The 24,249-nt window shown below is 62.7% G+C and carries 32 protein-coding genes; 22 read left to right on the top strand and 10 right to left on the bottom strand.

Annotated elements, in window-relative coordinates; translation table 11 throughout:
• Positions 1-56: 56 nt before the first annotated feature.
• Entirely contained in the window at positions 57-878 is an 822-nt protein-coding gene (locus OCUBac02_RS26150) for a hypothetical protein (RefSeq protein ID WP_173050729.1), read from the top strand.
• On the opposite strand, the gene OCUBac02_RS26145 is transcribed toward OCUBac02_RS26150, so the two are convergent.
• A complete protein-coding gene (locus OCUBac02_RS26145; RefSeq protein ID WP_173050727.1) occupies positions 875-1,804 on the bottom strand; it encodes a hypothetical protein in 930 nt (309 codons plus the stop codon). The two genes, OCUBac02_RS26150 and OCUBac02_RS26145, sit on opposite strands and share 4 nt — an antisense overlap.
• Positions 1,805-1,916: 112 nt before the next feature.
• On the opposite strand from OCUBac02_RS26145, the gene OCUBac02_RS26140 reads away from it, so the two are divergent.
• The 12 genes from OCUBac02_RS26140 (at position 1,917) to OCUBac02_RS26085 (ending at position 9,962) form a co-directional block, all read left to right on the top strand.
• Positions 1,917-2,342, top strand: a complete 426-nt coding sequence (locus OCUBac02_RS26140; RefSeq protein WP_173050725.1) for a hypothetical protein — start codon at positions 1,917-1,919, stop codon at positions 2,340-2,342.
• A gap of 47 nt (positions 2,343-2,389) precedes the next feature.
• Entirely contained in the window at positions 2,390-2,773 is a 384-nt protein-coding gene (locus OCUBac02_RS26135) for a hypothetical protein (protein ID WP_173050723.1), read from the top strand.
• Complete coding sequence (locus OCUBac02_RS26130; RefSeq protein WP_173050721.1) at positions 2,724-3,215, top strand: hypothetical protein; 492 nt, start codon at positions 2,724-2,726, stop codon at positions 3,213-3,215. The genes OCUBac02_RS26135 and OCUBac02_RS26130 overlap by 50 nt, the downstream gene beginning before the upstream one ends.
• 118 nt (positions 3,216-3,333) lie before the next feature.
• Positions 3,334-4,725 (top strand): AAA family ATPase, encoded by a 1,392-nt coding sequence (locus OCUBac02_RS26125; RefSeq protein WP_173050720.1) that lies wholly within the window; start codon positions 3,334-3,336, stop codon positions 4,723-4,725.
• 173 nt (positions 4,726-4,898) lie between these two features.
• Entirely contained in the window at positions 4,899-5,474 is a 576-nt protein-coding gene (locus OCUBac02_RS26120) for a type 4 pilus major pilin (protein WP_173050718.1), read from the top strand.
• Positions 5,475-5,544: 70 nt separating this feature from the next.
• Complete coding sequence (locus tag OCUBac02_RS26115) at positions 5,545-6,036, top strand: hypothetical protein (RefSeq protein ID WP_173050716.1); 492 nt, start codon at positions 5,545-5,547, stop codon at positions 6,034-6,036.
• 92 nt (positions 6,037-6,128) lie between these two features.
• Entirely contained in the window at positions 6,129-6,647 is a 519-nt protein-coding gene (locus OCUBac02_RS26110; protein WP_173050714.1) for a hypothetical protein, read from the top strand.
• An 88-nt stretch (positions 6,648-6,735) separates the two neighbouring features.
• Positions 6,736-7,293, top strand: a complete 558-nt coding sequence (locus tag OCUBac02_RS26105; RefSeq protein ID WP_173050712.1) for a hypothetical protein — start codon at positions 6,736-6,738, stop codon at positions 7,291-7,293.
• 95 nt (positions 7,294-7,388) lie between these two features.
• A complete protein-coding gene (locus OCUBac02_RS26100; RefSeq protein WP_173050710.1) occupies positions 7,389-7,922 on the top strand; it encodes a hypothetical protein in 534 nt (177 codons plus the stop codon).
• A 15-nt stretch (positions 7,923-7,937) separates the two neighbouring features.
• Positions 7,938-8,492 (top strand): hypothetical protein, encoded by a 555-nt coding sequence (locus OCUBac02_RS26095; protein WP_173050708.1) that lies wholly within the window; start codon positions 7,938-7,940, stop codon positions 8,490-8,492.
• A 114-nt stretch (positions 8,493-8,606) separates the two neighbouring features.
• Positions 8,607-9,344, top strand: a complete 738-nt coding sequence (locus OCUBac02_RS26090; RefSeq protein WP_173050706.1) for a hypothetical protein — start codon at positions 8,607-8,609, stop codon at positions 9,342-9,344.
• Between the two features lie 93 nt (positions 9,345-9,437).
• Positions 9,438-9,962, top strand: a complete 525-nt coding sequence (locus OCUBac02_RS26085) for a hypothetical protein (protein ID WP_173050704.1) — start codon at positions 9,438-9,440, stop codon at positions 9,960-9,962.
• Here OCUBac02_RS26085 and OCUBac02_RS26080 read toward each other — a convergent pair.
• A complete protein-coding gene (locus OCUBac02_RS26080; RefSeq protein WP_173050703.1) occupies positions 9,959-10,354 on the bottom strand; it encodes a hypothetical protein in 396 nt (131 codons plus the stop codon). The two genes, OCUBac02_RS26085 and OCUBac02_RS26080, sit on opposite strands and share 4 nt — an antisense overlap.
• Positions 10,355-10,567: 213 nt before the next feature.
• Here OCUBac02_RS26080 and OCUBac02_RS26075 point away from each other — a divergent pair, with 213 nt between their 5' ends.
• The 4 genes from OCUBac02_RS26075 (at position 10,568) to OCUBac02_RS26060 (ending at position 17,243) form a co-directional block, all read left to right on the top strand.
• A complete protein-coding gene (locus OCUBac02_RS26075; RefSeq protein WP_173050701.1) occupies positions 10,568-10,915 on the top strand; it encodes a hypothetical protein in 348 nt (115 codons plus the stop codon).
• Positions 10,912-12,675 carry an SNF2-related protein gene (locus tag OCUBac02_RS26070; RefSeq protein WP_173050699.1) on the top strand — a complete coding sequence of 588 codons (1,764 nt, stop codon included), beginning with the start codon at positions 10,912-10,914 and terminating at the stop codon, positions 12,673-12,675. The genes OCUBac02_RS26075 and OCUBac02_RS26070 overlap by 4 nt, the downstream gene beginning before the upstream one ends.
• Positions 12,676-12,717: 42 nt before the next feature.
• Entirely contained in the window at positions 12,718-13,602 is an 885-nt protein-coding gene (locus OCUBac02_RS26065) for a zinc finger-like domain-containing protein (protein WP_173050697.1), read from the top strand.
• A gap of 170 nt (positions 13,603-13,772) precedes the next feature.
• Positions 13,773-17,243: a DEAD/DEAH box helicase family protein gene (locus OCUBac02_RS26060; RefSeq protein WP_173050695.1), complete on the top strand. Its 3,471-nt coding sequence runs from the start codon at positions 13,773-13,775 to the stop codon at positions 17,241-17,243.
• Between the two features lie 57 nt (positions 17,244-17,300).
• On the opposite strand, the gene OCUBac02_RS26055 is transcribed toward OCUBac02_RS26060, so the two are convergent.
• From OCUBac02_RS26055 to OCUBac02_RS26040, 4 genes are all read right to left on the bottom strand, one after another.
• Positions 17,301-17,588 carry a hypothetical protein gene (locus tag OCUBac02_RS26055; protein ID WP_173050693.1) on the bottom strand — a complete coding sequence of 96 codons (288 nt, stop codon included), beginning with the start codon at positions 17,586-17,588 and terminating at the stop codon, positions 17,301-17,303.
• 24 nt (positions 17,589-17,612) lie between these two features.
• Complete coding sequence (locus OCUBac02_RS26050) at positions 17,613-17,927, bottom strand: hypothetical protein (protein ID WP_173050691.1); 315 nt, start codon at positions 17,925-17,927, stop codon at positions 17,613-17,615.
• A 108-nt stretch (positions 17,928-18,035) separates the two neighbouring features.
• Entirely contained in the window at positions 18,036-18,434 is a 399-nt protein-coding gene (locus OCUBac02_RS26045) for a hypothetical protein (RefSeq protein WP_173050689.1), read from the bottom strand.
• A 51-nt stretch (positions 18,435-18,485) separates the two neighbouring features.
• Positions 18,486-19,445 carry a DNA cytosine methyltransferase gene (locus OCUBac02_RS26040; protein WP_173050687.1) on the bottom strand — a complete coding sequence of 320 codons (960 nt, stop codon included), beginning with the start codon at positions 19,443-19,445 and terminating at the stop codon, positions 18,486-18,488.
• Positions 19,446-19,736: 291 nt separating this feature from the next.
• Here OCUBac02_RS26040 and OCUBac02_RS26035 point away from each other — a divergent pair, with 291 nt between their 5' ends.
• From OCUBac02_RS26035 to OCUBac02_RS26020, 4 genes are all read left to right on the top strand, one after another.
• Positions 19,737-20,681: an enoyl-CoA hydratase-related protein gene (locus OCUBac02_RS26035; RefSeq protein ID WP_173050685.1), complete on the top strand. Its 945-nt coding sequence runs from the start codon at positions 19,737-19,739 to the stop codon at positions 20,679-20,681.
• A gap of 122 nt (positions 20,682-20,803) precedes the next feature.
• Positions 20,804-21,175, top strand: coding sequence for a hypothetical protein (locus OCUBac02_RS26030; RefSeq protein ID WP_173050683.1), 372 nt, complete (start codon positions 20,804-20,806; stop codon positions 21,173-21,175).
• A 127-nt stretch (positions 21,176-21,302) separates the two neighbouring features.
• Positions 21,303-22,004 carry a hypothetical protein gene (locus tag OCUBac02_RS26025; protein WP_173050681.1) on the top strand — a complete coding sequence of 234 codons (702 nt, stop codon included), beginning with the start codon at positions 21,303-21,305 and terminating at the stop codon, positions 22,002-22,004.
• Positions 22,005-22,184: 180 nt separating this feature from the next.
• Positions 22,185-22,427, top strand: coding sequence for a DUF3606 domain-containing protein (locus OCUBac02_RS26020; protein WP_348521660.1), 243 nt, complete (start codon positions 22,185-22,187; stop codon positions 22,425-22,427).
• A 24-nt stretch (positions 22,428-22,451) separates the two neighbouring features.
• Here the strand turns inward: OCUBac02_RS26020 and OCUBac02_RS26015 are convergent, their stop codons facing one another.
• The 3 genes from OCUBac02_RS26015 to OCUBac02_RS26005 are packed head-to-tail and all read right to left on the bottom strand — an operon-like array spanning position 22,452 to position 23,293.
• Positions 22,452-22,727 (bottom strand): hypothetical protein, encoded by a 276-nt coding sequence (locus tag OCUBac02_RS26015; RefSeq protein ID WP_173050679.1) that lies wholly within the window; start codon positions 22,725-22,727, stop codon positions 22,452-22,454.
• Entirely contained in the window at positions 22,717-22,983 is a 267-nt protein-coding gene (locus OCUBac02_RS26010) for a hypothetical protein (protein ID WP_173050677.1), read from the bottom strand. The genes OCUBac02_RS26015 and OCUBac02_RS26010 overlap by 11 nt, the downstream gene beginning before the upstream one ends.
• On the bottom strand, positions 22,964-23,293 hold the full coding sequence (locus tag OCUBac02_RS26005; RefSeq protein ID WP_173050675.1) for a hypothetical protein: 330 nt from the start codon (positions 23,291-23,293) through the stop codon (positions 22,964-22,966). Before OCUBac02_RS26005 ends, OCUBac02_RS26010 begins: the two co-directional genes overlap by 20 nt.
• A gap of 9 nt (positions 23,294-23,302) precedes the next feature.
• On the opposite strand from OCUBac02_RS26005, the gene OCUBac02_RS26000 reads away from it, so the two are divergent.
• Complete coding sequence (locus tag OCUBac02_RS26000; protein WP_173050673.1) at positions 23,303-23,767, top strand: hypothetical protein; 465 nt, start codon at positions 23,303-23,305, stop codon at positions 23,765-23,767.
• Positions 23,768-23,800: 33 nt separating this feature from the next.
• On the opposite strand, the gene OCUBac02_RS25995 is transcribed toward OCUBac02_RS26000, so the two are convergent.
• Positions 23,801-24,247: a hypothetical protein gene (locus OCUBac02_RS25995; RefSeq protein WP_173050671.1), complete on the bottom strand. Its 447-nt coding sequence runs from the start codon at positions 24,245-24,247 to the stop codon at positions 23,801-23,803.
• Positions 24,248-24,249: the final 2 nt, after the last annotated feature.

The following is a 24,249-nucleotide window of genomic DNA, read 5'->3' as shown; positions in this document are numbered from 1 at the left end:
CGACGCGCCGACTTGGTGTGTAGATATTCTGTAGTTCCGATGTTTGAGGAGTCGATATGTCCCGTGTGATCAACTCGCTGAAGGTCCTTTTCTCCGATGCCGGGTCCAACACCGTGGTCATCGCAGCTCTCCTGCCAGGCATCTACAAAAGCATTGTGCACCTGGGTTCCGAGGTCGGGATTATCGATGCGGGCGGTTCGATCTTCGAACAGGTCATCTGGTCGACAGTCCTCGCTGCGGCGGCCTTCTCAGGCGGGAGCACAAGTCGGATGCCGATGGTGTTTTGGTCGTGGGTCGTCGGGGTCGCGGTGCTCCATCTTCTGATCGCCGTCAACACGAGTGGACTGGGCGCGATGATCTCGTACGCCTTCGCCGCCGCGGTTCTCATGGGCGCGTTGTCCGGCCGGCTTTACGCCTCGGCAATGCGTGCGCGATCCGTGCGAGGCTTCGCCGTCGGCATCCTTGGTGGGGCGGTTGCTGCGAGCTTCGCCCTCGCACCCATGTGGAATATTTCGAGCCGGTTTCAGGAGGAAGCGAGCGCGATCACGGCCGCTGGCAGCCGACTGCTTGACGAGTATCGCGAGATCGCAAAGGACGGGGCGCCGGAGCCCCGCGCACACTTCCAGGCGATGAATCGCTTCGCCCAAGCAATTTTGAAGTCGCCCTTCAATGATCAAACCGCGGTGCTCCGTCGGCACATGGATTTCGATGCTTTCGAGCGCTTTCGGCTCGGCGCAATAGAATGCAAGGCGGTCGGGGGGGGCGAGCGAGCCAACTGCTTGGAAAAGCTGGGTGCTTTGGAGGGCCTGCACGGCCCCTCCGACACCCGAACCGCGGTGCTCCTGAAGACCTTCAAGATCGCGCTAGGCAAGGCCTAGGACTTGACCACGCGCGCGATCGACGCGTCTAGGCCAAGCGGGCGTGCCACGCTGCGCACCCAATCGGCCTGGTTGGCATGGAGACGATCCTTGGCTTTGACCTCGACGAAGCGCAGGCTTTCGCCGCGTAGCGTCAGGTCGAAGTGGCCGCTGAACACGGTCGCTCCATGGACGTATCTATGTTCAACGCAACGCAGGATATGGTCCGGCCCGACTGTGGCGATATAGGCCTCGATCTCCTCGATTGGCGCCTTCAGCAGGCCGAGGTAGTACGACTTTCGCTCGTTGTAGACCTCGCGCACGTTCGCGAGCACCTCACGGGCGGAGAGAAGCACTTTGGCCGCGTACTCGGGTCCCGGCTGATGCTGCCGTTGGTTTGTCTCATCGAACCCGAGCCAATGGCCGAAGCGCCTCTGGAAGACTTGGCCGTTCATCAGGTTGATGCCGTTGAGCGCCTTGCCCTCGGAGGCGGTACCTGAATAGCCGCGCTCTCGGTAGTGAGCCAGGGCCAGGTCCTCTACCGTCCCGACCGGACCGCCGGGCAGGACCCACATGCCGCGACCCGCCCTCGACGGTCGTCCCGCGATCTCCTCGATCTCCAGCCCGAGCATGGCTGCCTGTTCGGACAGGCTCAACTCTGCAAAGCAGCCGCCGGCGACGCGATACATCTTGTCGATGGTCTCTGGCCGCGTGTGCTTCCACCATTTTCTGTCGGTCCAGAACCATGCCTTGGGATCGACGAGGATCGTCTCGGTCTTAGGGTTGACGAAGAGCTCTGCGAGATCGTCCTCGTCGAAGCCGATCTCCCGCATCAGGGCGCGCGTCGGCGCCAGGTTCGGGATCTCGTGGGTGGGCAGCGTGCTCCTCAGATCCTGCTCAGACCAGGGAGAAGCCAGAGTTGGCATGAAAGCGGGAATCGCGTGCATTCGCGACAGGACGCCATCCGGTGGATGAGCGCAAGCCCGGCGTACACAACCAAGGATCGGTCATGCTATCCAATGAGGGCGCGGCGATTGCTTCGCCGCTGTGAGGAATGCGATGAGCAACCATCCCCGAACCGTCTCGATGGAGTTCGATATCGCCGATTTGGCGATGATGGCACACGCGCTTCGCATCGAACGAAACAGCCAGCTCGGAACTCGGAATGATATCGCCCGCCAACGGGCCGACACGATCGCAAAGCGGCTTTCGGCTGCGGCGCCGACGGTTTCGCGTTACTTCGATGATGCCGTCTTCTGCGAGCTCGTGATCGCCGTCTACGAGACATCCGAGCCGACCGTCGAGATCGAGCGGCCGTCGTGGCGCACTTGGGGCAAAGAGGGCTTCATCACTGTGACTGCCGGCGATCGGAAGTACCGGTCCGCAAACTCCGATCACCTCCCGGAATGCGCTGCGCTCAGCGAAATCCGGGATTTCCTCGCAGAAGTGTCGCCGATGGTGACGCCAGCAACCCCAGGGCCGTGAGCGCAGCGGCATCACCAAACGAGCAAAAGAGTGAGAGGGCACATAGCATGAAGATCGAATTTTACGGTGTTACGCCAGAAGGCCTCCGCGAGGTCGTGAGAGTAGGAAGGGATGGCCTCTACAGGCTTACGCCGGCAATGAGCGTCGTTGACTCAATTGTGGATGAGGTCTCCGAACAGATACGGCAGTTGGTCGTACGAGAGATCGACCACAAGGACTTGGAGCTTCCAAAGCGCGGGGAGCCGCACAAGTGCTTCGCGATCGAGTTGCCCGCGGGGCAGTGGCGGATCATCAAGGACGCGATAATGGCCTTTGGGTTCAACGACAATATCGGAAGTAAGTTGCTGATCGACCTGAAGAACGTGGTCATGTCGATCTCGCTTGGTCTCGAAGGCGCTGAAGCCGCCCCGTCGCGAGCTGTGGCGCGCTGATAGGCGCGACGGTCTAATCTATTGTCTGCTGGACGCCGAAAAGAGGCACTTTGAGGATGCGGCTGTACGTGTGCGCCACTTTCCGGGGAGGATTTCTGCATTGATCACCAGGCGCGAGCTCGAAATCCTAAGGACGATGGCGGCAGCTGAAGCGGAAGGCCGCTACGAGGAGGCAGAGATCGTCACGGCCGGCCGCGAATGTTGGCTCGATGTTGAGCTGATCTCGAAGAAAACGGTGCTGGGTCTGCTGCGCTGCATGGCCATCAGCGTGGATACCTCCGGAGGCGCCACGGAGCGCTACACGATCAATGCGGCCGGCCGGGCCATCGCGCGACGCCCGGAGCTCGCTCGCGAGATCCAGGAGGCGGTTGTCGTCGGACGACCGTTTGAGATCGAGGACGATCACGTTCGCTTCCTGCCAGAAGCGGGCGTCGCGCCCTGAATAAAGGATTTCTCCGCTCGATTCCTGCGGTCGCTAAAGATCGAGCGAATCCAATTCATGCAGATTTAAGCCGCGGTTCGATACTGTTTCGACCGTTCTGTTGTGCAAGGTGGTCCTAGTGGTTGGTGGTGAGCTCGGATTTCTCGCGTCGTGGCGCCTGCCGGACGCGTTCACGACACGCCAGATCGACAACGTCTTCGATTGGATGAGGACGCGAGCGATCGAGCGCGTGCCGGCGCTGGCCCGCTCATTCTTCGTCCCCGGCAAGCCGCCCAAGGACGTGGCCTACAGGGCTGCCTCCGAGCCGACCAAGATCGGGTTGAGCGTTCTCGCCTGCGATGAGATACGAACCTGGATGTGGCTCGCGGCTCAGAAAGGTCATGTTGAAGCCATCCAGCAGATGGTTGTCATCACCCAGGCCTGCGCGCTATCGAAGGAGTTCGCGGAACAACGGCTAACGCTGGACAATTTGTCTTCCGAGTGGATGGAAACGCTCGGGCGCCTGACGGATTCCGGTCAAGGTACGAAAAGCATGGCGGACAAGCACAGCTCGACCCTCGCCCCGGTCGTTGACGACGCCGAAGAGCTCGAAGAAATCGGGTTCGGCACCACCGTCATCACCAAGATCGGAGATCAGGACTCCCGCGAAGGCGGCGAGATCTCCAAGCGGTATCGAGCTCTGATTGGTCGCAAGCTTCCGTTCCTCGGAGAGCTGCCCGAGCCCCGTCGGATCGGCGATGCCATCCGTCAGCGCTGGCCGTGGGCCGAGATGGCAGCCGAGCGCATCGAGAACCGGTTTGCGGTGCTGCGCGCGGCGGAGGGCGATCGCCCGATCACGCTTTCGCCGATGCTCTTCGTCGGGCCTCCAGGGTCAGGCAAATCCACGCTTGCGCGCTTCGTCTGTGAGGCGACCGGCCTGCCGACGACGGTGCTGCCGCTTGGCGGCGTCGCGGATGGCGCCGGCATCTCCGCGGTGACGCGCAGCTGGGCGACGACGAGACCCAGCGCGATCGTGCTCGGTATGCACGAGCACAACTGCGCCAATCCCGCTTTCGTGCTCGAAGAGATCGACAAAACCTCGCGCTCGACCAGCGCGAACGGTAGCGCTGCCGACGCTCTGCTGCAGCTGATCGGCTCGGGGACCTATCACGACCTCTGCCTGATGGCGCCGGTCGACATCTCGAACGTGACCTACGTCGCCACCGCCAACGACCTGAGGACCGTCCAACCCGCGCTGCGCGATCGCTTCTCTCTGATCCAGGTCCCGGCTCCGCGTAGCCAGGACTTCGAGATCCTGCTCGACAACGCACGCGAGGATTTCATGATCTCGCGCGGCATCCGTCCGTCGCGGATGCCGCATTTGACGTCCAAGGATCTTCACGCACTGCGTTCCTGGTTCGCCTCGAATCGTTCTGCGCGGTCCTTTGCAGACGCATACGAGACCTTGGTTTCAGCAGCGATCGCCGAGTTCGAGAACGCGGCGCCCGAGCCAGGAATGCTGCCGCACTGAAGGATCGCGCCGTAGCGGAAGCTCGGTCCTTCAAAGATCGTTAGAATCTGATTGACACTCCTTGAAACTGGCCTGCTTATTTAATGCGTCCTTCATGGCCGCGCTGGATTGGCATGGATTCGTAAGGATCGGCTCCACGCGGACGCCGCTTGTTCAACCAGGAGACCCCGCAGATGACGTCGATCACTGCCAACTCGTTCAAGGTCCGCGCACGAGCCACCGCTCGCCGCGTTCGTCGCGGCCTTTCCCTCATCGAAGCCGCTGCCGTTCTCGGTCTGCTGATGCTGGTCGTCGCCGGCGCGATGCTGCTCTACCAGAACGCCAGCACCAACAGCCGTGTCGCCGAATCCGCGAGCCAGCTCGCGACGATCCAGCAGAACATCCGCTCGACCTATGCCGGCGCTGCCGGTTTCACCGGCCTGCAGAACTCCACGATCGCCAATACCCTGCCCGCGAAGATGAACGCCGGCGGCGGCGCGCTGCGTCACGCCTTCAACGGCACCGTGACCGTCCTCCCGACCAACACCGGCGGCGGCACCGACTCCGGCTTCTACGTCTCGTTCACCGGTGTTCCGGCCGAGGCCTGCCAGAAGCTCGCGACCATGGACATGGGACGCGCGATCGTCGGTCTCGTGATCGGCGGTGCCACTGCTTCGACCACCACCCCGCCGCCCTTCACCCCCGCGAACGCCCAGAACGGCTGCGGCACCAGCGGCACCACCACGATGGCCTGGACCGTCGCCGGCTGATCGGACTCTCGATCGAGACATTCGAGAGGCGGAGGGCATCGCTCTCCGCCTCTTTTTTATGGCGAAGCCTGTGAACGAGATGGCGACGATTACTGAAAGCTATGACCGCCTTGCCGAAGAGACGCAGCGTCCCTGCAACTCGGTGTCCTTCTGGAAGACCGTGACCGGCCGCTGGGGCGCTCGGGCGGGCCTCGGCCACACCGAGTTCGGCGACACGATCGAGAGCGCTATCGAGGCCGCTGTTACGAGCGCGATCGCTGTGCAGCTCCAACGGAGCGAGCAAGATCTCCGGAGCCCTGCGAGCGAGGTCCCGCCGAGAGGGCAGATCCTGACCCTGGTCAAACCGGCACCGAAGCGGCCCGACCCGGAACAGGTCATCAAGGACTATCTCGCCGCGTTTGCTGAGGCTAACCCCGACAGCGTGCCGCCGCTGGTGCAGCCCTCGAAGGGCGGCTGGTACCTGATCAGGAGCTACGGTGTTGTCGGAAACGGCACGCCGCATCGGCTCAGTTCGTTGGAGGCTATGACCGCTCGCTTGAAGGCGCGCGCAACCGCGAGCTAGCGAGGATTTGAAACGCGCCTTCAGAATTGCGTTTCAAATTCATTCAAGCGATTCTGTTGTTCAAGAAGAATCGTCTCTGAGGACTCTTGATAGTGCTGAAAATTCTTGACCGGGTTGATGCGTACCTGATTGATCAGGTCAACGCTTGGGTGACGGAGCTACAGGAAAAGCGCGGCTTTACCTGGCCCGCGATCCTCGTGGGTTCACACTTGGCCATGATCGCGATTCTGGGTCTTCTTACCCTCGCATCCGCCGTCTTCAGTGGCCTGATGGAGGCGTTGGTCTGGGCGATTGCAACGGCCGTAGTTGGCCCCTTCCTCTGGTTGAATGTTTCCGACTTCAGGGAAGCCGGCGTCCGGAGAGCCCAGTGGAAGGATACGGAGATCCCGAGCCTTCTGAAGTTCGCTGACGGCTGCCGCAAACAGATGCTTTCGCTCCGGAGGCAGCTGATGGTCGCTGGGCCGGTAATTATCGTTCTGGCGCTGCGGGAGGGTGGCGGGCTCGCGGTCGCAGTCCCGTTGGCGATCGTCATGTTCCTCAATCAGTATCTGCTTTGCTCTTACGCCACGGCGCCTGGCGGCAAGGCCGAACGCGCCGTGTTGGATACCTGATCGCATCGAAGCGCCATGAGATCCGACGTTCGGAGCCGGCGCCTGTGTCGAAATCGTCCCCCCAGCACCGAGATCATAGGCGGCTTTCATGACAGCAATCACCGACATCCCTGCCTCTGACGACAAGCGGGTCCGCCGCATGAAGCGCTCCGACCTGGTGTGGTTCCTCTGCTTCTTCGTCCCGGTGCTGGCACTGGTCATTTACGGGTTCTGGTACGTCTGGGGCGAATATGGCCTCCTGCCGTGGGATTATTCGGTCCGCTACGAAGCCATGCCGGCAAAGCGGATCGTCGAGATGATGGCCGTTCCCTTTGAAGCGCTCGACAAGGAGTTTCTCGGTCGCCTCATCGGAAGCACGGTTTGGGCAATTGCTATCCCCGCCCTTTCCCTCTCCGCTGTCGTGGCACTGTGGGCCTGGGAAAGCAGGTACGGCAAGCCTCTGCGGGAACACCTGATCCTGCTGGTCCTTATGGTCTTCGTTCTGAGCTCGATTCCGATGTTCCAGACGCAAATGGCGGTAAGCGAAGAACAGGCGACCATGAAGGCAATTCGGGTGACATCTGACCAGATCCGCGACGCCCTCAAGTCTGCCGGCATCGACGCCTCGGGGATCCCACATCCATTGCTTGCGGCATCCAAGCCGTGAGGCGAGCGTTGGGCAAATCGTCCGCGCATGCAGGCCGTGGATGGGCACCGGTCTAGGGGTTGCCACCAGGGATCAGTTCCGCCCATCCTTTGCTGATGAAAACGGTCACCTTCAAGTCCATCGACACCTACCTCATCAACGAGGCTGATGCCTTCCTGGACGACCTCCAGTCCAAGCATGGCATCAGCTTGCCACTGGTCCTTCTCCTCGGATTGAGCTCGCTGATGGCATTGTTTGTCCTGTACGCAATCGTTGCGGCGGTTCTGCTCGGTCTGACGATTTGGACAGTCGTGATGTTCGCATTCGGAACCTTCTTCATCGGACTCGGCTGGAAGAGACTGGCGAGCCGATATCTCGCGGATATCCGCGGGGATTGGACGGAGGCGAAGACCCGGAAGTACGCGGGGGTCGCCGTTTACAATCGTGAGAACCTGGCATTTCTTCGTATGGCGGCCATCTGTTTGACCCCGCCTATGATGCTCTGCGGGCTGCTGCTTGGAGGGGAGTACGCAGTCATGGTCCCGATCATGCTCAACCTGCTGGCCAACATGTATTTCGCCTGCGCCTTCCCGCGGACGCCGACCAACCGGACAGAGCATCGGCTTGCGCCCTCGCCGGCCGCCGGCTGATCGAAAGGAAACGCGATGGGCTCGAACTCGATGCTCGGTTTCGTGGATGGTTGGCTCGTGAACCGAACAGATCGAGCCATCGCTGTGGTTCAGGAACGCGCCGGTGTATCCCTGCCGATGGTGCAGATCGGGTTCGTTCTGGTGAGCGCCGCGACCTACTGGTTCTTCATGATCCACATCGCCGTGCATCTGGGCGACGTGCTGCCCCGCTGGGCTGCGATCGCATCAGCGTCTGCAATGCTCGCTCTGGCGACCCTCGTGACAGCCTTCTCTTTCGCCCGGCGAGTCCGCGTCCAGCTGCGTGATGCCCGCGGCGAATGGACGGATGCCAAACACAAGCTTTACGTCAAGGCCGCGGTTCACTTCCGCGCCTATCGCTTTCGAGCTCGTATCTGGGGCTTCGTCCTGACGGCCTTGATCTCGATCGGAGTATTCGCTGGCCTCGGCGGCGGGATCTTCGCATGGTTCTGCGCCGCAGCCGTTATCGAGGAGCTGTCGCTCTGCGCTTTCCCGCGGAAGCCCAAGAAGGACGAAGTCGCCTCACCCGCGCTCGCCGCCGGCCACGCCTGAGCTTGTCGCATTCGTAGCGCCGTAGGATCGTCCTCGCATCAGGCGGTGCCAGCTGACGACACGAAATAGGTGCGGCCGCCGGCGCCTTCGAGCAGAGAGCCCACGAGGATACGCATGCCCCTCTTTCTGATCCGTGAGCGCCACATCCCAGGTCCGATGACGGTGGTCGCTGCCGACCACGTCTCCGAAATCGAAGTCGAGGCGACGGATGCCCTCGCTGCGGCGGCGCTGGTGATGTTTCGCGAGCCCGGCCGCCTTGCTGCGGGCCTTGCCCACCGCCATCACAGAGATCCCTACACCGGTACCCCAATCGAGCCGGATCGCACGCGCTACGGCGATATCGTCGAGATCCACGCAGGCAAGGCGGAGACGTTGCCGATGGCGCATTTCGGCAAGGCTCGCCTCGGCGGTGATGTGGTCGCTCGTGAGACCCTGCGTCTTCACGATCTGATTGCCCGCCATGATCGGGGCGACGTTTCGATCGCGCTGCGCAACACCCTGGGATCCATGCTTGACTTCGCTCGCACCAAAGAGGTGGACCTGCAGCACGTTCTGGATGCGATCTCCTGCGACTATGAAACCATCACCGGCCGGACCCCGCCGGCGCTTGATAACCTCGGCTTCGACCGCGAGCTGCAGGAGCCCACTGAAGCCGGCACGCGAGCCGGGGCTGCTGTCGTCGCGATCCATACCCAGCTTGCGGACATCGTGGATGAGGATGATCCCGAGATCGGTCTCTTCCATCTGGCTTTCACGCTGATCGAGGAGGCGCACCGCCGGAACCTCGATTTCCCCGCGATCGCCGAACAGATGCTGGTCGACCGCGCTGCCGCCCCTGCTCCCCGCATCTGAAGGCCGGGGCGAAGCCGGCGGCCCCTGACGTTGTCGCATTCGTCCCGCCATAGGATCGTCCTCGGATCAAGCGACTCCAGAGGACGACACGAAATGGCTGCGGCCGCCGGTGCATTCGAGCAGGCAGACTACCGAGATCTCGGGATCGACACGGCTTACGAGCCTGTCGCGGGCAGCCTGCGCGTGAGCGACGACGGCGACCGGATCATCGTGCGCTATCTCGCTTTCGATCCCTGGCCTCCGATGCACTTCTTCTCGCCGACTTCACGTCGTGGGCACATCAGCGATGTCGCTGACGCTTTCTCGGTCGCTCTGGTGCGGTCGCAGGGGCGCTACGCGATCGCAGCCGCTGGCGAGGCCGCTCAGGCCTGGTGGCGTGCGCCGGCGGGTGCTGACGCCGGCAACCTGGTTGAAGAGGCCAGGAAGGCGCTGGAAAGCTATGATGCTTGGCTGGAGGGCGAGCTCTGCGGGATCGTCACCGAGACCTTCGCAGGCGAGTCTGGGCGACTTAAGACGGTGGATCTCACCGTGGAGTGGCCGCATGTCTCGCTGGCCATCGCCGAGGGCATGCTTCAGGAGCGAGACGACATGCGCCCCGCTCCGGCGCCTGGATTCTAGTGGAGCTCGGTTGAGACGAGGTCCAGCTGGGCCAGCATCTCTTTCGTGATGCCGTCATAGTCGCGCCAGTCGAAGCTGCTCGACTGGGTGATCGATCCATCCCGATGCAAGCCGACAACCTGGACACCGCCCACCGGGTCGCACGCCAGGTAGACCGGAAGCGTCAGGTCCTCGTCCTCGTCGAGGTCATTGCCGAACGGATCGTCCTCGTCAGCCTCTTCGGCTTGCTGGAAGGAGATGAGCGTCTCGTCGTCATCCGGGATCATGGCCCCGTTGCCTTCCGGCGGGACGACGACGGCTTCGAAGTCGAAACCGAGCAGGTGGAATGGCAGGCGCGACTCCGTCTGGATCGAGACTTCCTCGACCATCGCGGTGAACTGGCGCTGGGACATCGGCGCGCTCGGAGCGCGGCTGCGACCTCTGGCGGATCCACTGCTGTTCATTGTCGATCTCCCGATGTGAGCCTTGAGCCAGTCTGATCCCCGATGATGCAAGCCAGAAGGTGGATAGCGGACAATCGGAGCTTGAGAGTCGCAAAGGATCGGTGCTGAATTCCTTCTGAGTTTGATCCAGAACCCGGTTCGGTCACAAGGACTGATTTGAGAATGTCCCCCGAAGCTATCGTCGCCTTCTTCCACGCACGGCGCTTTCCCCTGACGGATGAGAAAATCCTGCAGGCGCGGATCGCCGAGTGCCTGGTGAAGGAGGAGATCGAGCACGAGCGAGAAGTGCGCCTCGCGCCGGGCGATATCGTCGACTTCATGATCAGCGGCGTCGCCGTCGAGGTGAAGATCAAGGGAGCGAAGCGCCGGATCTACGATCAATGCGCGCGCTACTGTCAGCATGACGGCATCAAGGCGCTCGTGCTGGCGACGGCTGTGCCGATGGGGTTCCCGCCCGAGATCCACGGCAAGCCGTGCTACGTCGCCTCGCTCGGGAGGGGCTGGCTTTGACCCGGACTTACGGCCACGCTGCCTTCAATGCCGATAAGCGACGCTGGGAGTTGACCAAGGTCGAGCCGCATGTCGTCGGTCGCCTGAAGCGCGTCTTCTCCCGCATCGACATCACGCAGTCGGACGCCTTCCGCTTCCATGACGAGCCGGCCCAATGCAGCGAACTGGCCTGGTTCATGATGCGCTACCCGATGGTGATGACGCGCGCGGACCGTGCCTACCTCACCAAGCGCGATCGTGAGTTCGAGGCGCTCAAGGATGCCTGCGAGCAGATCCTGCTTCCGGACTGGAAGCCTGGCCCGCTGTCGGGGTTAAAGGAAGGCGTGGAGATCCGGCGCTATCAGAGCAAGGCGATGAGCCTGCTCGGGGTCAAGAAGGGGCTCTTGCTCGGCGACGATGTCGGACTCGGGAAGACTCACCCGGCGATGGCCTTTCTGGCGACCCATCCGGGCGCCCTGCCGGCGGCCGTCGTGGTCGAGCCCAATCTGGTGCGGCAATGGAAGCGGCGCATCGAAGAGACGACCAATCTGCGCGTCCACATCATCGACAGCACGAAGCCTTACTCGCTTCCGACCGATTGCGACGTGTTCCTGTATCGCTATTCCAACGTTCTTGGATGGGGCTCGATTTTCAAGAAGTCGGTCTTCAAGACGGCGATCTACGACGAGATCCAGTCGCTGCGCCGCGGTCGCGAATCCAGCAAGGGGACGGCCTGCTGGGAATTGTCATGCCATGTCGACTACCGCATGGGTCTGAGCGCGACCCCGGTGTTCGGGTACGGCATCGAGATCCATAACATCCTGAGCTTCCTCTTCCCCTTCGACCAGCCGCTCGGCACGCGCGAGGAATTCGTTCGGGAGTGGTGCGGCAGCGGCGAGCAGAAGGTGAAAGACCCGGACGCGCTCGGGGCATTCCTTCGCGAACACCACCTCATGCTTCGCCGAACCAAGGCCGACGAAGAGGTGCGCGCTGAGCTTGCCTACGCCCTCGCCGGAGATCGGGTGAACCGCCTGCCCGTCGAGGTGCCCTACGACGAGGGCGAGGAAAAGCGTGTCGAAGCTCTCGCTCGTACCCTCGCCTTGAAGACCGTGTCCGGCTCCTTCGTTGAGCGAGGGAAAGCGGCCCGGGACCTCGACATGCTGCTGCGGCAATCGACGGGCGTAGCCAAGGCCAAGGGGGTGGCGGATCTCGTCTCGATGCTTCTGGAATCGGGGCGCGAGCGCGTTCTCCTCGCTGGTTGGCACCGGGATGTCATCGACATCTGGAAGCGCGAACTCGCCGAATACAAGCCCGTGCTCTACACCGGCTCCGAGGGCGCGAAGCAGAAGAACTCCTCTGAGGACGCGTTCGTGAGCGGGAAGTCCCGCGTCATGATCATCTCCCTGGGATCGGGCGCCGGCCTCGACTCGCTACAGGCATGCTGCAACACGCTCGTGGTTGGCGAGCTGCCGTGGAGCAGCGCGGTGACCCATCAGCTCGAAGGTCGACTCGATCGCGACGGCCAGGATGCCGACCATATCGAGAGCTATATCGCGCATTGCGATTCCGGCTCAGACCCTGCGATCCTTGAACTGATGGGGCTGAAGGCCTCGCAGGCGCGCGGGATCAACGATCCATATGCCGAAGTCGAGTTCGTCCAGCAGGACGAGGGCCGGATCGCTGCAATGGCGAGGACATGGCTGCAGCGGCGGGGCATCGACATCCCTGCGCCGGCCAAGCCGGAGGGACCCGTGGAGGAGCGACAGCTGGAGCTCGCGTAGTCGGCGTTCGTTTCATGCATGCTCGCATGAGATGGTCGCTCCATGACGACAGAAGCACAGCCTGAAGATCCGACGCTCGCCGCCGAGGCCTGGTTTCTCGCGGATGGAACGCGCCATACCGGTGACGTTTTCGAGACAGCCGACGGCAAACCATTCGGAGAGGTCGAGGTCGATTGTCGGAGCTGCGGTGGCACCGGTCGGTTCCGCTTCAACAAGCGCAGGCCCTGCCGCGTTTGCGATGGTGAGAAGGTGGTCTTCGACCAGGCCCGGCTCTACACCGAGGCCGAGATCACCGCGAAGGAAGCCCGGCAGCGCAAGGCGGCCGCGACCCGGGAGGGCAAGCGCGTCGAGCGCGAGGCGAACGCGCTGGTCGGCCACCAGGCTTTCGTCGACGCGAATCCCGAGCTCTGGGCGCGCGCGCAGGCCAGCGACGACAAGTTCGTCCAGGACCTTTTGGTGAAGTCCGCACAATGGGGTGGTCTGACCGAAAAACAGCTCGAAGCCCTGAAGAACACCTTCCAGCGGCAGGACGAGGAGAAGGCCCTCTACGCGAGATCGGCTCATATCGGGGCCGTCGGCGACCGCATCGAGGTCGAGGTCGAATGCCGCGGTGGGACCTCCTTCATGGCGAAGAAATTCAAGGGCCGCGGGATGGAGCAGATCTTCCTGACCGAGCTCGCCGACAAGAACGGCAACTGCTTCGTCACGATCACCGCGGCCTTCACTATGGAGCGCGGAGAGCGTGCGCTGATCCGCGGCACCGTGAAGAAGCACGACGAGCGCAAGGGGTGGCCCCGGACGCAGCTCAACCGGGTCATGCTGCTGGAGCGCAAGCCTGTCCTCGAGGCCCTTCCGGCGCCCGAGCAGGCGCAGGTCGAGGACCATGAGGAGGATCTCGAATACGCCGCTCCCATGCCGGGGTTCTGACCACGACACAAGAACCGCCGCGCTGGTGGTGTCGGAGCTCGCATCGATCGCTATTTCGTTCATACCTCGCTGACTAATCCGCAAGGAATGAGGCCGGAGTCAGTGGATCGGTCTGCTTTTGATCGTTGCGCGCTCTCGACGTTTGGCTGGAATCGCCTACTCCTGGTAGCATGGCCTACCGTTCCGACGACAAACCATCCCCGGTCACCGGCGACACGCCGCGTGATGTGATCCGTGACGAAAGTGGGGCGAAGGTTCCCTTCCCCAAGCCTCGACCGCAGCCGCCAGCTGCCCGGCCCGCGCCGGCGGCGCGACCGCTCCTCAATCCGCGCCCGCCGCTGACCAAGAGGCCATCGCCGGCGAGCGGGGATGACGGGTCGGTCACCAGGGAAGTCCCGGCATGGGCACCGGATCCGTCGAGAAAGCCGACGCCGAAGCGAGTCGTCGAAGATAAGCCAGCCGATATCCTGTCGGCCTGGACTGCCCTCGAAGTGCTGTCGCCGACGACGTATCTGTACCCGAAGGCCCTTGCCGATGACGACGAGAAGCGCATCGCCAACTTCAAGATGCGCGAGCCCTGGGCCGGCGACGGCGAAGGCTACCTTCTGAACGGCCGGCAGAAGACCAAGCTGTTTTACCAGGTCATTCTGGGTGCCATCCGGATGGATTCGGCGACCAAATCCCTCTTGACCGCGTTCGAAGACAAGAATGCCGACCGGCAAGAGGCGAAGGGGTTTGCACCGATCGCCGCTATCACGATCGACGCGCAAGGCGTTCCGCAAGAGGAACTCCCGATCGCGATTTCGAGCTTCGCCTGGGGATTGCCGAAGGCCCTCGATCGCGACCTCTCATCTCTGGGCGGCTGGCAGAAGGCCGAGCGCGAGCTGGTTTCCGAGCTCGGAGAGAGGCTTCGCATCCAGAATGACGATCTGGAGGTCATGCCGCTGACATTTGCGGCAATCGCTGACGCGTTCGATTGGCTGGTCGACAAGCTCGGTCTGCACCCGAGCCACGTCGTGAGACCGTCCTTCGCTGTTCGCGTCTTTCATTTTGAGTTTTCGAAAGAGCCACCCGAGCCGCCGCTGCTCGGGAGCTTTTATCTCACGCACCTGGCTGAAGCGGCCGAACTTGAGGCCGCAGGCAAGTTGCCGAAAGCGCTGAAGCACTATCTCGGCGTGATCGCTCCACCGGAGCGAGAGGACGTCCTGAAGGACGATCAGTTGCTCGCATCGACCCTCTCGCCGATCCTGATGCCAAAGGGGCGTTGGCCGGCGAAGGGGCGTCATCCCCTCGTGCTGCTCCAGCAGGCTGCGGTGAACCTCGCAGTCAACCAGGCATCGAAATCTGGAATCCTGCCGGTCAACGGGCCTCCAGGCACCGGGAAGACGACCTTGCTACGCGATGCGGTCGCAGGGCTGGTGGTCGATCGCGCCAAGGCGATGTGTGAATTCGACGATCCGGCGAAGGCCTTCACGACGGGAACCTTCCATAAGTCCGGCCAATCACGGCTCACCGTCTCGCAGTTGGCGCCGAGCCTGCGCGGGTTTGAGATGCTGGTCGCCTCGACCAACAACGCCGCCGTCGAGAACGTGAGTCGCGAGCTTCCGTCGCTGAAGGCCGTCGCCGCCGACGCGCCTGGCATGCGCTATTTCAAGACCGTGAGCGACCACGTCGCCGGCGACGAGAGCACCTGGGGTTTAATCGCCGCGGTGATGGGCAAGTCCTCGAACCGCAGGGCCTTTCGCCAGCGCGCCTGGATCGACAAGGACCACGGCCTGAGGAGCTATCTCGCCGAGGCGTCGGGAGTTCGACAGCTTATCGACGAGCCAGCCGATCCCCAGACAGGAGAAGTCAGGAAGCGGCGACCGAAGATCGTCCTCCAGGAGGATCCGCCGTCGGATCACACTGAGGCGCTGCGCCGTTGGCGGGTGGCGCGCGATCGGTTCGTCAGCGCCTATAGCGAGGTGGCTGGCCTGCTGATGAAGCTTGAGGAGGGACGCCGGGGCCTTGGCAAGTTCGCAGAGCTCCAGCAGCCCCTGCAAGAGGCTGATGCCGTCGTCGCTGCCGCGCAGGTAAAGCACGTCGAAGCCGTAGCCAGCATCGGAAAATGCCAGCAGCAGATTGCGCTGCATGAAGCGCGGCTGAAGCAGGTGGAGGGCGCGCAGAAGCTCTTCGAGCAAACCAGCCCCGGGCCTTTGGCGAAGCTCTTCCGCACGAAGGCTTTCCGTACCTGGCTCTCCGAAAGCCTCGAATACAGCAAGCAGGCCATCGCCGCCCACAACGAGGTGCTCCAGACGGTTGGTGTGCAGGCCCTCGCGGCAAAGGCAGCCCAGGACGCGGAACGGGCCTTGAAGGCCGCCAAGGCCGGCTACGTCGAGATCGAGAGGTCGGTCCGTCGGGCGGCGGAGCAAGCGGCCGGCATGCGCGCCATCGCTGGGGACCGGATCGTCGACACGGCCTTCTTCGCCCGCGGTCGCGACGAGATCCAGCTGGATTCGCCGTGGATCAGCGACGAGCTCCATCGGAAGCGTGACGAGGTGTTCGAGCTGGCCCTGGCTCTTCACAAGGCGTTCGTTGATGCGGCCGCGAAGCCGCTCCGCGACAATCTGGAGGTCTTGTTCCAGACTTTCAGCTCTGGTCTAGCCTGGTCGGAGAAGATCAATCCGTTCATGCCGGATCTCTGGTCTAGCCTGTTCCTGGTTGTCCCGGTGATGTCGACCACCTTCGCGTCGGCTGAGCGGATGATTGGACACCTCGACGCGGAGGCGCTCGGGTGGATGCTTGTCGACGAGGCGGGCCAAGCCGCACCGCAAGCCGCCGTGGGCGCATTGGCGCGGGTGCAGAACGCAATCATTGTAGGCGATCCGCAACAGATCGAACCGGTCAATTCGCTGCCGACCTCGCTCACGGAGGCGATCTGTCGGGATTTCGGCATCGATTCCGACAAATGGAGCGCGCCTGCGTCGTCTGTGCAGTCGCTTGCCGACACGACGTCGCGCTGGGGCACGAGGTTCGAGAAGGACAACGGCTCAGTTGACGTGGGCTTTCCGCTGCTCGTGCATCGACGCTCTGCGGAACCGATGTTCTCGATCGCCAATGAGATCGCTTACGCCGGCCTGATGGTCCATGCCGTCCAGCCTAGGCATTCGGACATTCGATCCATTCTCGGGCCGTCGCATTGGATCGACGTGCGCTCGTCTCACACGATGGACAAATGGTGCGAGGCAGAGGGCGAAGCTGTGGTGCAGTTGCTGCATCGGCTCGACCGTGCGGGGCTCGACAAGCTCGACCTCTATATCGTGACGCCCTTCACCGTTGTGTCGAAGCGGTTGCGAGAGCTCGTCCTGCGGTCCGGCGCTTTGCGACGGTGGACGGAAAAGCCGGCGGAATGGGTAAAGGAGCGGATTGGAACCGTTCACACAGTCCAGGGTCGTGAAGCTGACAGCGTCATCATGGTGCTCGGGGCACCAATGCCCGCAAATGGCGGCGCCAGGTCCTGGGCGGGTGGGCAGGTGAATCTTTTGAACGTCGCAGTCACCCGAGCGCAGGAGAACTTCTATGTCGTCGGCAACCGGGCCGTCTGGGAGGAAGCCGGCTACTTCCGGCGCCTAGCTGCCCGAGTTCACGTCCCTCACGCCTGAAATGCTGTCGCGCCGCAGCGGGCCCGAGCCGGGAGCGCTGCGGGGCAGGAAATAGGCCTATCGGCTCGCGATGCGAATTTCGATTCCGCGGAACTGCGGAAACGGGTCGCAGGGCAGCGGGCCGGCGTCATTGCGGCGGTCGCAGTAGGCGACGATCGGAGAACCGAAATCGGCTTGCAGTCGATAGCCGGCGTTTGCGACGGCTTTCATGACTTCCTGGTCTGCGAAGACCGCAGCATTCGCCGTATTCTGGCGCTCATTGCTCCATGCGGTCATTCCGATATATCCGGCGCCGGCGACACCCCCAATCAGGGGAATGCAGACCATCATGAGAAAGTCTTTCATTGTTGTTCTCCTTTTGCTGGATAATCAGCGGGTGACGATGCGGATATCGACCCCAGGAAGCTGAGGTAGTGGGTCGCAGGGAAGCGGTCCGATTCCATTGCTGCGGTTGCAGTGGGCCTCGATGGGACCTCCCCGTTCGGCGCGCAATCGATATCCGGCCGCAGCAATGGCGGTCATCTTCGACTGGTCCGTGAAGGCCGCGGCAATGGCCGAATTCCGCTGTTCCGTCTCCTTCGCCTGAAGGATGAAGGCACCCAGAACACCGCAAGCTATCGTCAGCGCGAAAGCCAGGATCAGGAGCGGAAAGAATTCGTTCCCGGCGGGTTGCGTCGGGGTCATCAGCTCTTGCTCCTTACCGCTTCGAACTGAGAGCAAAGAAGCACTCTTCAGGTTCGCGCGGAACAAGGAATGAGCGGGAATTGCTTCAAACCGGTGGACGACGGACCGTCAGGCGGCAGCAAAGAAGTGAGAGCTGGTCCAGGTCGGTTCGTGGCGGTGCTGCGCGGGGCCCTGGCGGCCAGAGCAGACCGGGATCCAGTAGCGTTCGTCATCCGCGCTTCGAGCGATGATATCGCAGCGGCCGGTCGCGGCCAGAGTTTCGAGAAAGTCGTCGTCGAGAGCAGAAAGGCAGACGCTGCCGCCGGCTTCGAACTCGATCCAGGCCCGGGATGTCAGGCCGTTCTGAACGAGAATACGCGTTGCGCGGACCGGGCGCGCACCGAAAAGCAGTCGCAGGCCCGCGTGGTCCGGGCGCAGCTGGAAGGCCGCGTATCCAAGGAAGGGAGCGTCGTCGCAGGTTTCGAGCTGTTGCTGATCGCCCCAGTAAGGCCCGGTGTTCGTCGCCATGATCAAGTCTCCTTGGAGACGGGTTTGGATCATGACGACGAAAGTCAGAAGTCACGCCGCAAGCGCCGGCGTGATGAGTTCCCGGCAATGCGTCAGGATGGCCTCCATCACCGGGGCGCAGACGCCGTTGCCGATGACCCGGATCTGCTCGCGCACGGATCCGCTGCCGGCGTGGAAGTTTTCCGGGACGCCCATGGCACGCTTCAGCTCCGGAACCTGAAGCATACGGATGGTGTGTCCATCGGGCCCTGGCTCGACCAAGGCGAAGCGGCCAAGCGTGGTAATCGTTCTCAGGGGCTTCGAAAGTTCGAGGTATCCCAGGCCATCGCTCCCATAAAACACAGTCAGGAACGAGGTGTCTCGACCGAGGACCTCGAAGGCTTTCTCGACGCGGTTGCGAGTGGCCTCGGCCTTGTCGGCGAGACGGCGTGTCTTCCATTTGCCCTTGGGCTCAAGGATTGAGTACACGGTCGGGCGGCCGGTCCGCAGCGCAGGAATGCTCAGCGGCGCAGGACGGCCGAGAAGGCAGACAATGAACAAGCGGGTTCGGGTCTGCGGGACGCCGTAATCGCTCGCGTCCAACACATGCTCGGAGACGCCGTACCCGATATCGCGAAGCCCCTGCAGAAGCTCGGGATAGCCTCGCCAGTTGCGCATCTCGCGCACGTTCTCGATCACCAGGATCGGAGGGAGCATCGTTCGGGCATAGGGCAGGACCGCGAGCGCCGTCTCCATGTTGACCAGGTCGCGCGGGCGGCTACCCTTCGCTCGGCTGTGGTCGGTGCAGGCCGGGCTCGCGATCAAGGCGTCGATCGGGCCGATCTCTTCATGGAGCGCAACGGTGTCGATTTCCTCGACGCGCGCGCAATAGGTGCGAGCCTGCGGATTATTCACGGCGAACGCAGAAAGGGCGTGCTGGTTGAAGTCGATGCCGGCGACGGTGGTGAAGCCAGCGGCGTGGGCGCCCGCCGACGAAAGGCCGCCGCCGCAGAAAAGATCGAGAGCGCGCATAATCCTACCCGAGCCATGGATCGCGCGAAGGATTCGACGCGACGATTCATGTTAGGCTCGCTTGAATCCATGAATGCCGCGAGCGGTCCATCCTCTCCGCCCACGGATTTCTTCCCGCACTACTGACTGGCGCGCGCGACTGAAGGATCGCTTCCGAGGTTGCGCGGGAAAATTTCCATGGATCGTGGTTGTTCTTTTCGCATGTGCGAGCTTGACGGATAGGAATGAGGAATCGATCCTTGCATCGCCGCCAGGAATCGCCTCGCGGGTCCGAATGCCTGGGGGTTAGCCTTGCTCAAGTCCGTTGTCGCGAATTCTGCGCTGCTCGCCGACGACGTCGTCGGTGCGATCCGAGGGCATGCTGGTCATCTCCCGCAGATCGAGCTCGATTTCGACGCGGAGCTGAGCCTTCTCTGGGTAACGATCGTTCCCGAGCCGAAGCCGATCTTCACGTTCGAGCTGCTGAGCAGCCTGGGCAAGGTCCAGCAGTCGATCATGGATCTCTGGGGCTCGCGCTACATCGACTGCCCGGTTCGCTTTCTCGCGTTCCGCGGCCGCGGCCCGATCTTCACACTTGGTGGCGATCTCGATTTCTATCTCGACTGCCTGGCGAAAAACGATCGCGCAGCCATGCTCGAATATGCCCGCGTTTCAGGTGAGGATGCCGCGCGTAACGCCAGCTGCCTGGGCGGGCTGACCATCACGCTCTCGACCATCCACGCCAAGGCGATCGGTGGCGGCATCGACGCCCCGCGCTCCTGCAATCTGATGATCGCCGAGGAGCAGGCTTCGTTCAGCTACCCCGAGGTGAAGTTCAACCACTTCCCGATCACGGCGATCGCGGTGCTCGGCCGTAAGATGGGCAACAGCGCCGCGCTGAAGATGCTCCACTCGGGAGACGAGCTGACTGCACAGGCGTTCTATGATGCCGGCGGCCTGGACGCGGTCGTGCCGAACGGCACCGGCATCGGGTGGATCGAAAAGTACGCCCGGGACACGTTGCCCATCCACGCAGCACGGCTTGCGCTGTTCTCGGCCTTCCATCGCCGCAGCGGCAACATGAAGGAAGAGCTGGAGCACCTCGGCGAGGCCTGGGTCGACAACATGATGCGCCTGTCGCCGACGGCGATCGCCAAGCTGCAGCGGATCGCGCAGACCCAGGACAAGATGCTCGCTCGCCTCTATGCGGCGCCAACGCCGGCACGGGCCCTCGCGCCCGCTCCTGAGATGGGCTGACGCTTTCGACACTGACGCGGCGCAGATGAGCCGCGGGTCTTGGCGTCATCCACGATCTGCCATTGATCGGTTGGGGATCGGTGAGCGAATGTAGGAGCCCGCGACAAGAGCGAGCTTTAACTGTGGCCGACGAGAACGAGCACGCCCTCATCATCGAAATTCCGAGCTCATCGCTGTCTGAGGCGGACCGCGTCGTTGCCGACATCGCGAGCTTCGAGGCAGAGCTTGCCACCGCGCTCAATGGCCTCGGGATCGTCGACGGCCATGACTTTGGCTTGACCCTGGGGCCAGAGGCCGGCGGCGGGCTGACAGGGGCTAGCGTCTACATCTATGGCCAGAATGCCGACGACATGTTCGCAGCCGTCGAGCCTGTGCTCGCCTCGAACGCGATGAGCGCGGAGAGTACCGTCCGCCTGCGGGCAGGGAAACCAGGAACGGAGGAGCGGCGGGTTAAGATTGAAGGGCGTACCCGCTCGCCCGGTGCGTCGTTGTAATGACCGCTTGCTTGTTCCATGCAGCGGCGAGTCGCATAGTGACGTTCTTGATCTGGAGCGTGCAATGCCGGTTGATGATAATGCAGAGATGGGTCTCAGCGTCGCTCGACGGCAGCTGGAGAGCCTTATGGCTCAGCAGACCAAGATCGCCCGCCAGATCGCAGCTCTGGAGGAGTATATTCGCGTCATGACAGGAACTCCGGTCGTGCCTACGGCTGAACCTGCCACTGCCGGGGGGCGACGCGTCAACGCAGCACCGGTCGGGGGCGTCGATGGATCACCGGCCGTTGTAATGCCGGAAAAGTTCGGGACGGGAGCTTTCGAAGCTCGTTTTGTCAACGAGGCGCTTCAGATTGTTTTCGAGGCATCAGGCCCCATGTCCTTCGAGGCGGTGATGGCAAAGCACCCTCACCGAGACTTTTTCGCTGGGGACGCAAATCTGATCTACGCGCGCAGATTGGTGGATCGCTGCGTCCTCATGGGATGGATGACTGAGCGCGATGGCGAGATTCGCATTGGCGCCTGGACGCCCACGCTCCGTATGCATCCCTCTGATCCCAAAAAACTCAACCGTTTGATTGTCGAAGAGGCGCTGGACATCATTCGAAAGGAAGGCCGACCACTAACGGCCCCAGAATTGTTCGAGTTGCATCCTCGGGCGATGGAGTTGAACGCGGAGGGGCTGTATCGGCTCATGTACAATCGCGTGATCAAGGGCTCACTGTATTCCTTCGCCGGCGCATTCTGGCCTTCCCGAGACCCCCTTCCTGAGGGTTATGATCTCGCGATGGCTCGACGGCAGGGGGTTCTCGTAGTGCCGCGGCGCTAGAGCGAGCTTGGCGCCCGATCCACGACCGACACGGATGGGTGACCGTCTGGTGCGGTCTTGCACGATTTGGTCGAAGCAGGCGCCGGCAATCAACCGAAGGCAGCTATTATGGTCGGGTGAGCGTGCTGGGAGCACGCAGCCCGGCTCCAGATCGACAGGCCTCCCTGGAACCGCATCTGCTTGCGTGATCAGGAACCCTGCGCTCTCCTGGCGATTATTCCGTCGAAAGAGATGGAGGCCAGCATGGTGGACGACAAAAGCAATCGAGGCCCGCAGGATCGTTCCCGCATCAGCTTGAGCGAGGATTACGAGGTTCGCTACTGGACTGAAAAGTTCGGCGTCTCGAAGGCGGAGCTCGAAGCGGCGGTCAAGAAGGCAGGTCCTTCCGCGGATGCGGTCGAAAAAGAGCTGAAGAAGCGCTGATAGCGCTTCCCCCGGCGGCGGTGGTCACACCATCAGGTTTGTCTTGGTGCCGCCGTAGTCTCCGCTGAAGGGGCGGACGGGCTCCTCACCGTACCAGTATCCTTCCCGGAACACATGATCGCTGCAGCCGCCAACGCGGCGAACATAGGCCTCTGGGATGTGCCCGGTTGCGATGCCGACGGTCTTCGTCCGGTGTCCCTTCTGACAAAGCCCGTCGAACAGCTTGCAGTTGCTGCAGGGCTCGCCGAAGGTCTCGGCCATCTGGGGGATGTGGTCGAAGACGAGTTTCTCACGAGACATTGCGGACCATTTCAGACCTCACCTGCTCAATCTGGGCAACCGTGATGCCACCGTTCCTGGCAAACCAGGACCAGGCGCCGGCCTTCAGCAGGCCGAGCTGCTCGCACCGCTGGACTGCTTCACTAGGCGTCGTTCCGTCCATGGCAGCCAGGATTATAGCCATTCGGCGCGTGAAGAAGTTCGGCTCGCCGCGCACGCGGCCGGCGGTGTGTGCCTCGAACGCCGAACAGAAAACATCAGCATCCATGGCGGGCATCGTGAACCTCCGTGGGATCCCCCGCGGCGCCGGCGACGCGGAAGGTTGATTGCGCGAGCTGCGTGGAAACCGAGGCAATCTCGGTCGCGAGGGCTTCCTTGCCCTCGGCCGTGTCCTGGATCCAGCTCGACGCCTCGATGACGGCTTCGATCGCGGCGCTCATGTCCCTTGGCGACGTAGGACAACGCCTGGCAACCAAGTTGGGCAATGCGATTCTGCGAGCGCGACGTTCGAGGCTGGGGAGAGCAGCGAGGATGTCGTCGGTCGCGACGGCCGGAAGTTCTTCGAGCAGCTTGAAGACGCCCGGCATCGACCAACCATGGATTTTCATGATCTCGAACCAGGTGTCGCGCCGGCGATCCCACTCGGTGCTCGTAACACCCGGAGGAGCGGCATCTGCATCGTACCAAGGCCAGCGCTCGGCGCCCTCGGTCTCGACCAGAAGATCATGGTATTCCGTCATTTCGGCGTGCAGCAGGATGTGGATCCGGCCCTCATGCTCGACATGCGACGCCTCGCATTGGACATCGTCCTCGGGCTCCCGCCGCTTTGTGGCCTGGCAATTGTCGTACCGAGATTTCATCTGCTCGACGGCGAGATCGATCGGCGATGGGGATGTGTCTCGATCGCGACCCAGGAAGCGGTCGTCGGCGGTTGCTTGGGCAAGTTGTGCGAGCCGCGCCGCAGTCAGCTTGTAGGCGAGCGCGCGGGCCTGTTCGCTGAAGCGCGCAAGGAAGCCGTCGACGTCGACACCAGGATGGAGTCGGAAGCCATGGCTGAATGATGCGCCCAAAACGCGACCTCCCCTCGCCTGGCTTCAGGCAAGCACGACCCGAGTCGGCTCGTTAAGCACTAGGTTCGTGGCGGCCTCGAACTCGGCCTTGCGGTCAGGATGAAGCCGCACGATCGCCATGACGTGCGCATTCCTGTGGTTTGGCGACAGGCAGTAAACTGAAACCAGATCACCCTTCATCTGGATCAGGGTCACCAGGAACTCTCCCAGCCGCTTTGCGCTGAGGCTGAGATATTGCCCCTTCCCGGCCCGATAGCCGTCGATCTCGTAGTACTCCCCGGTATGAGGCGGCACTGGAAGCTCGACGACCTTGTAACGTTCGTCGAGCTTCGCGAAGCCTTCGACCAGGCCGGTGGAGATCTTCCGCTTCCGCTCTGCGAGCTCCTGGCCCTTTTCGAGGGGGACGCTGAAGAGGTCCGTGTCGAAGGCCTCGGGATCGATCGAGCGGCCGAGCTCGGCAATCAAATCCATGC

The organism is Bosea sp. ANAM02 (assembly GCF_011764485.1).
Lineage (GTDB): Bacteria > Pseudomonadota > Alphaproteobacteria > Rhizobiales > Beijerinckiaceae > Allobosea.
The sequence above is the reverse complement of the archived record's forward strand: the minus strand, read 5'-3'. Positions and strand labels throughout refer to the sequence as shown.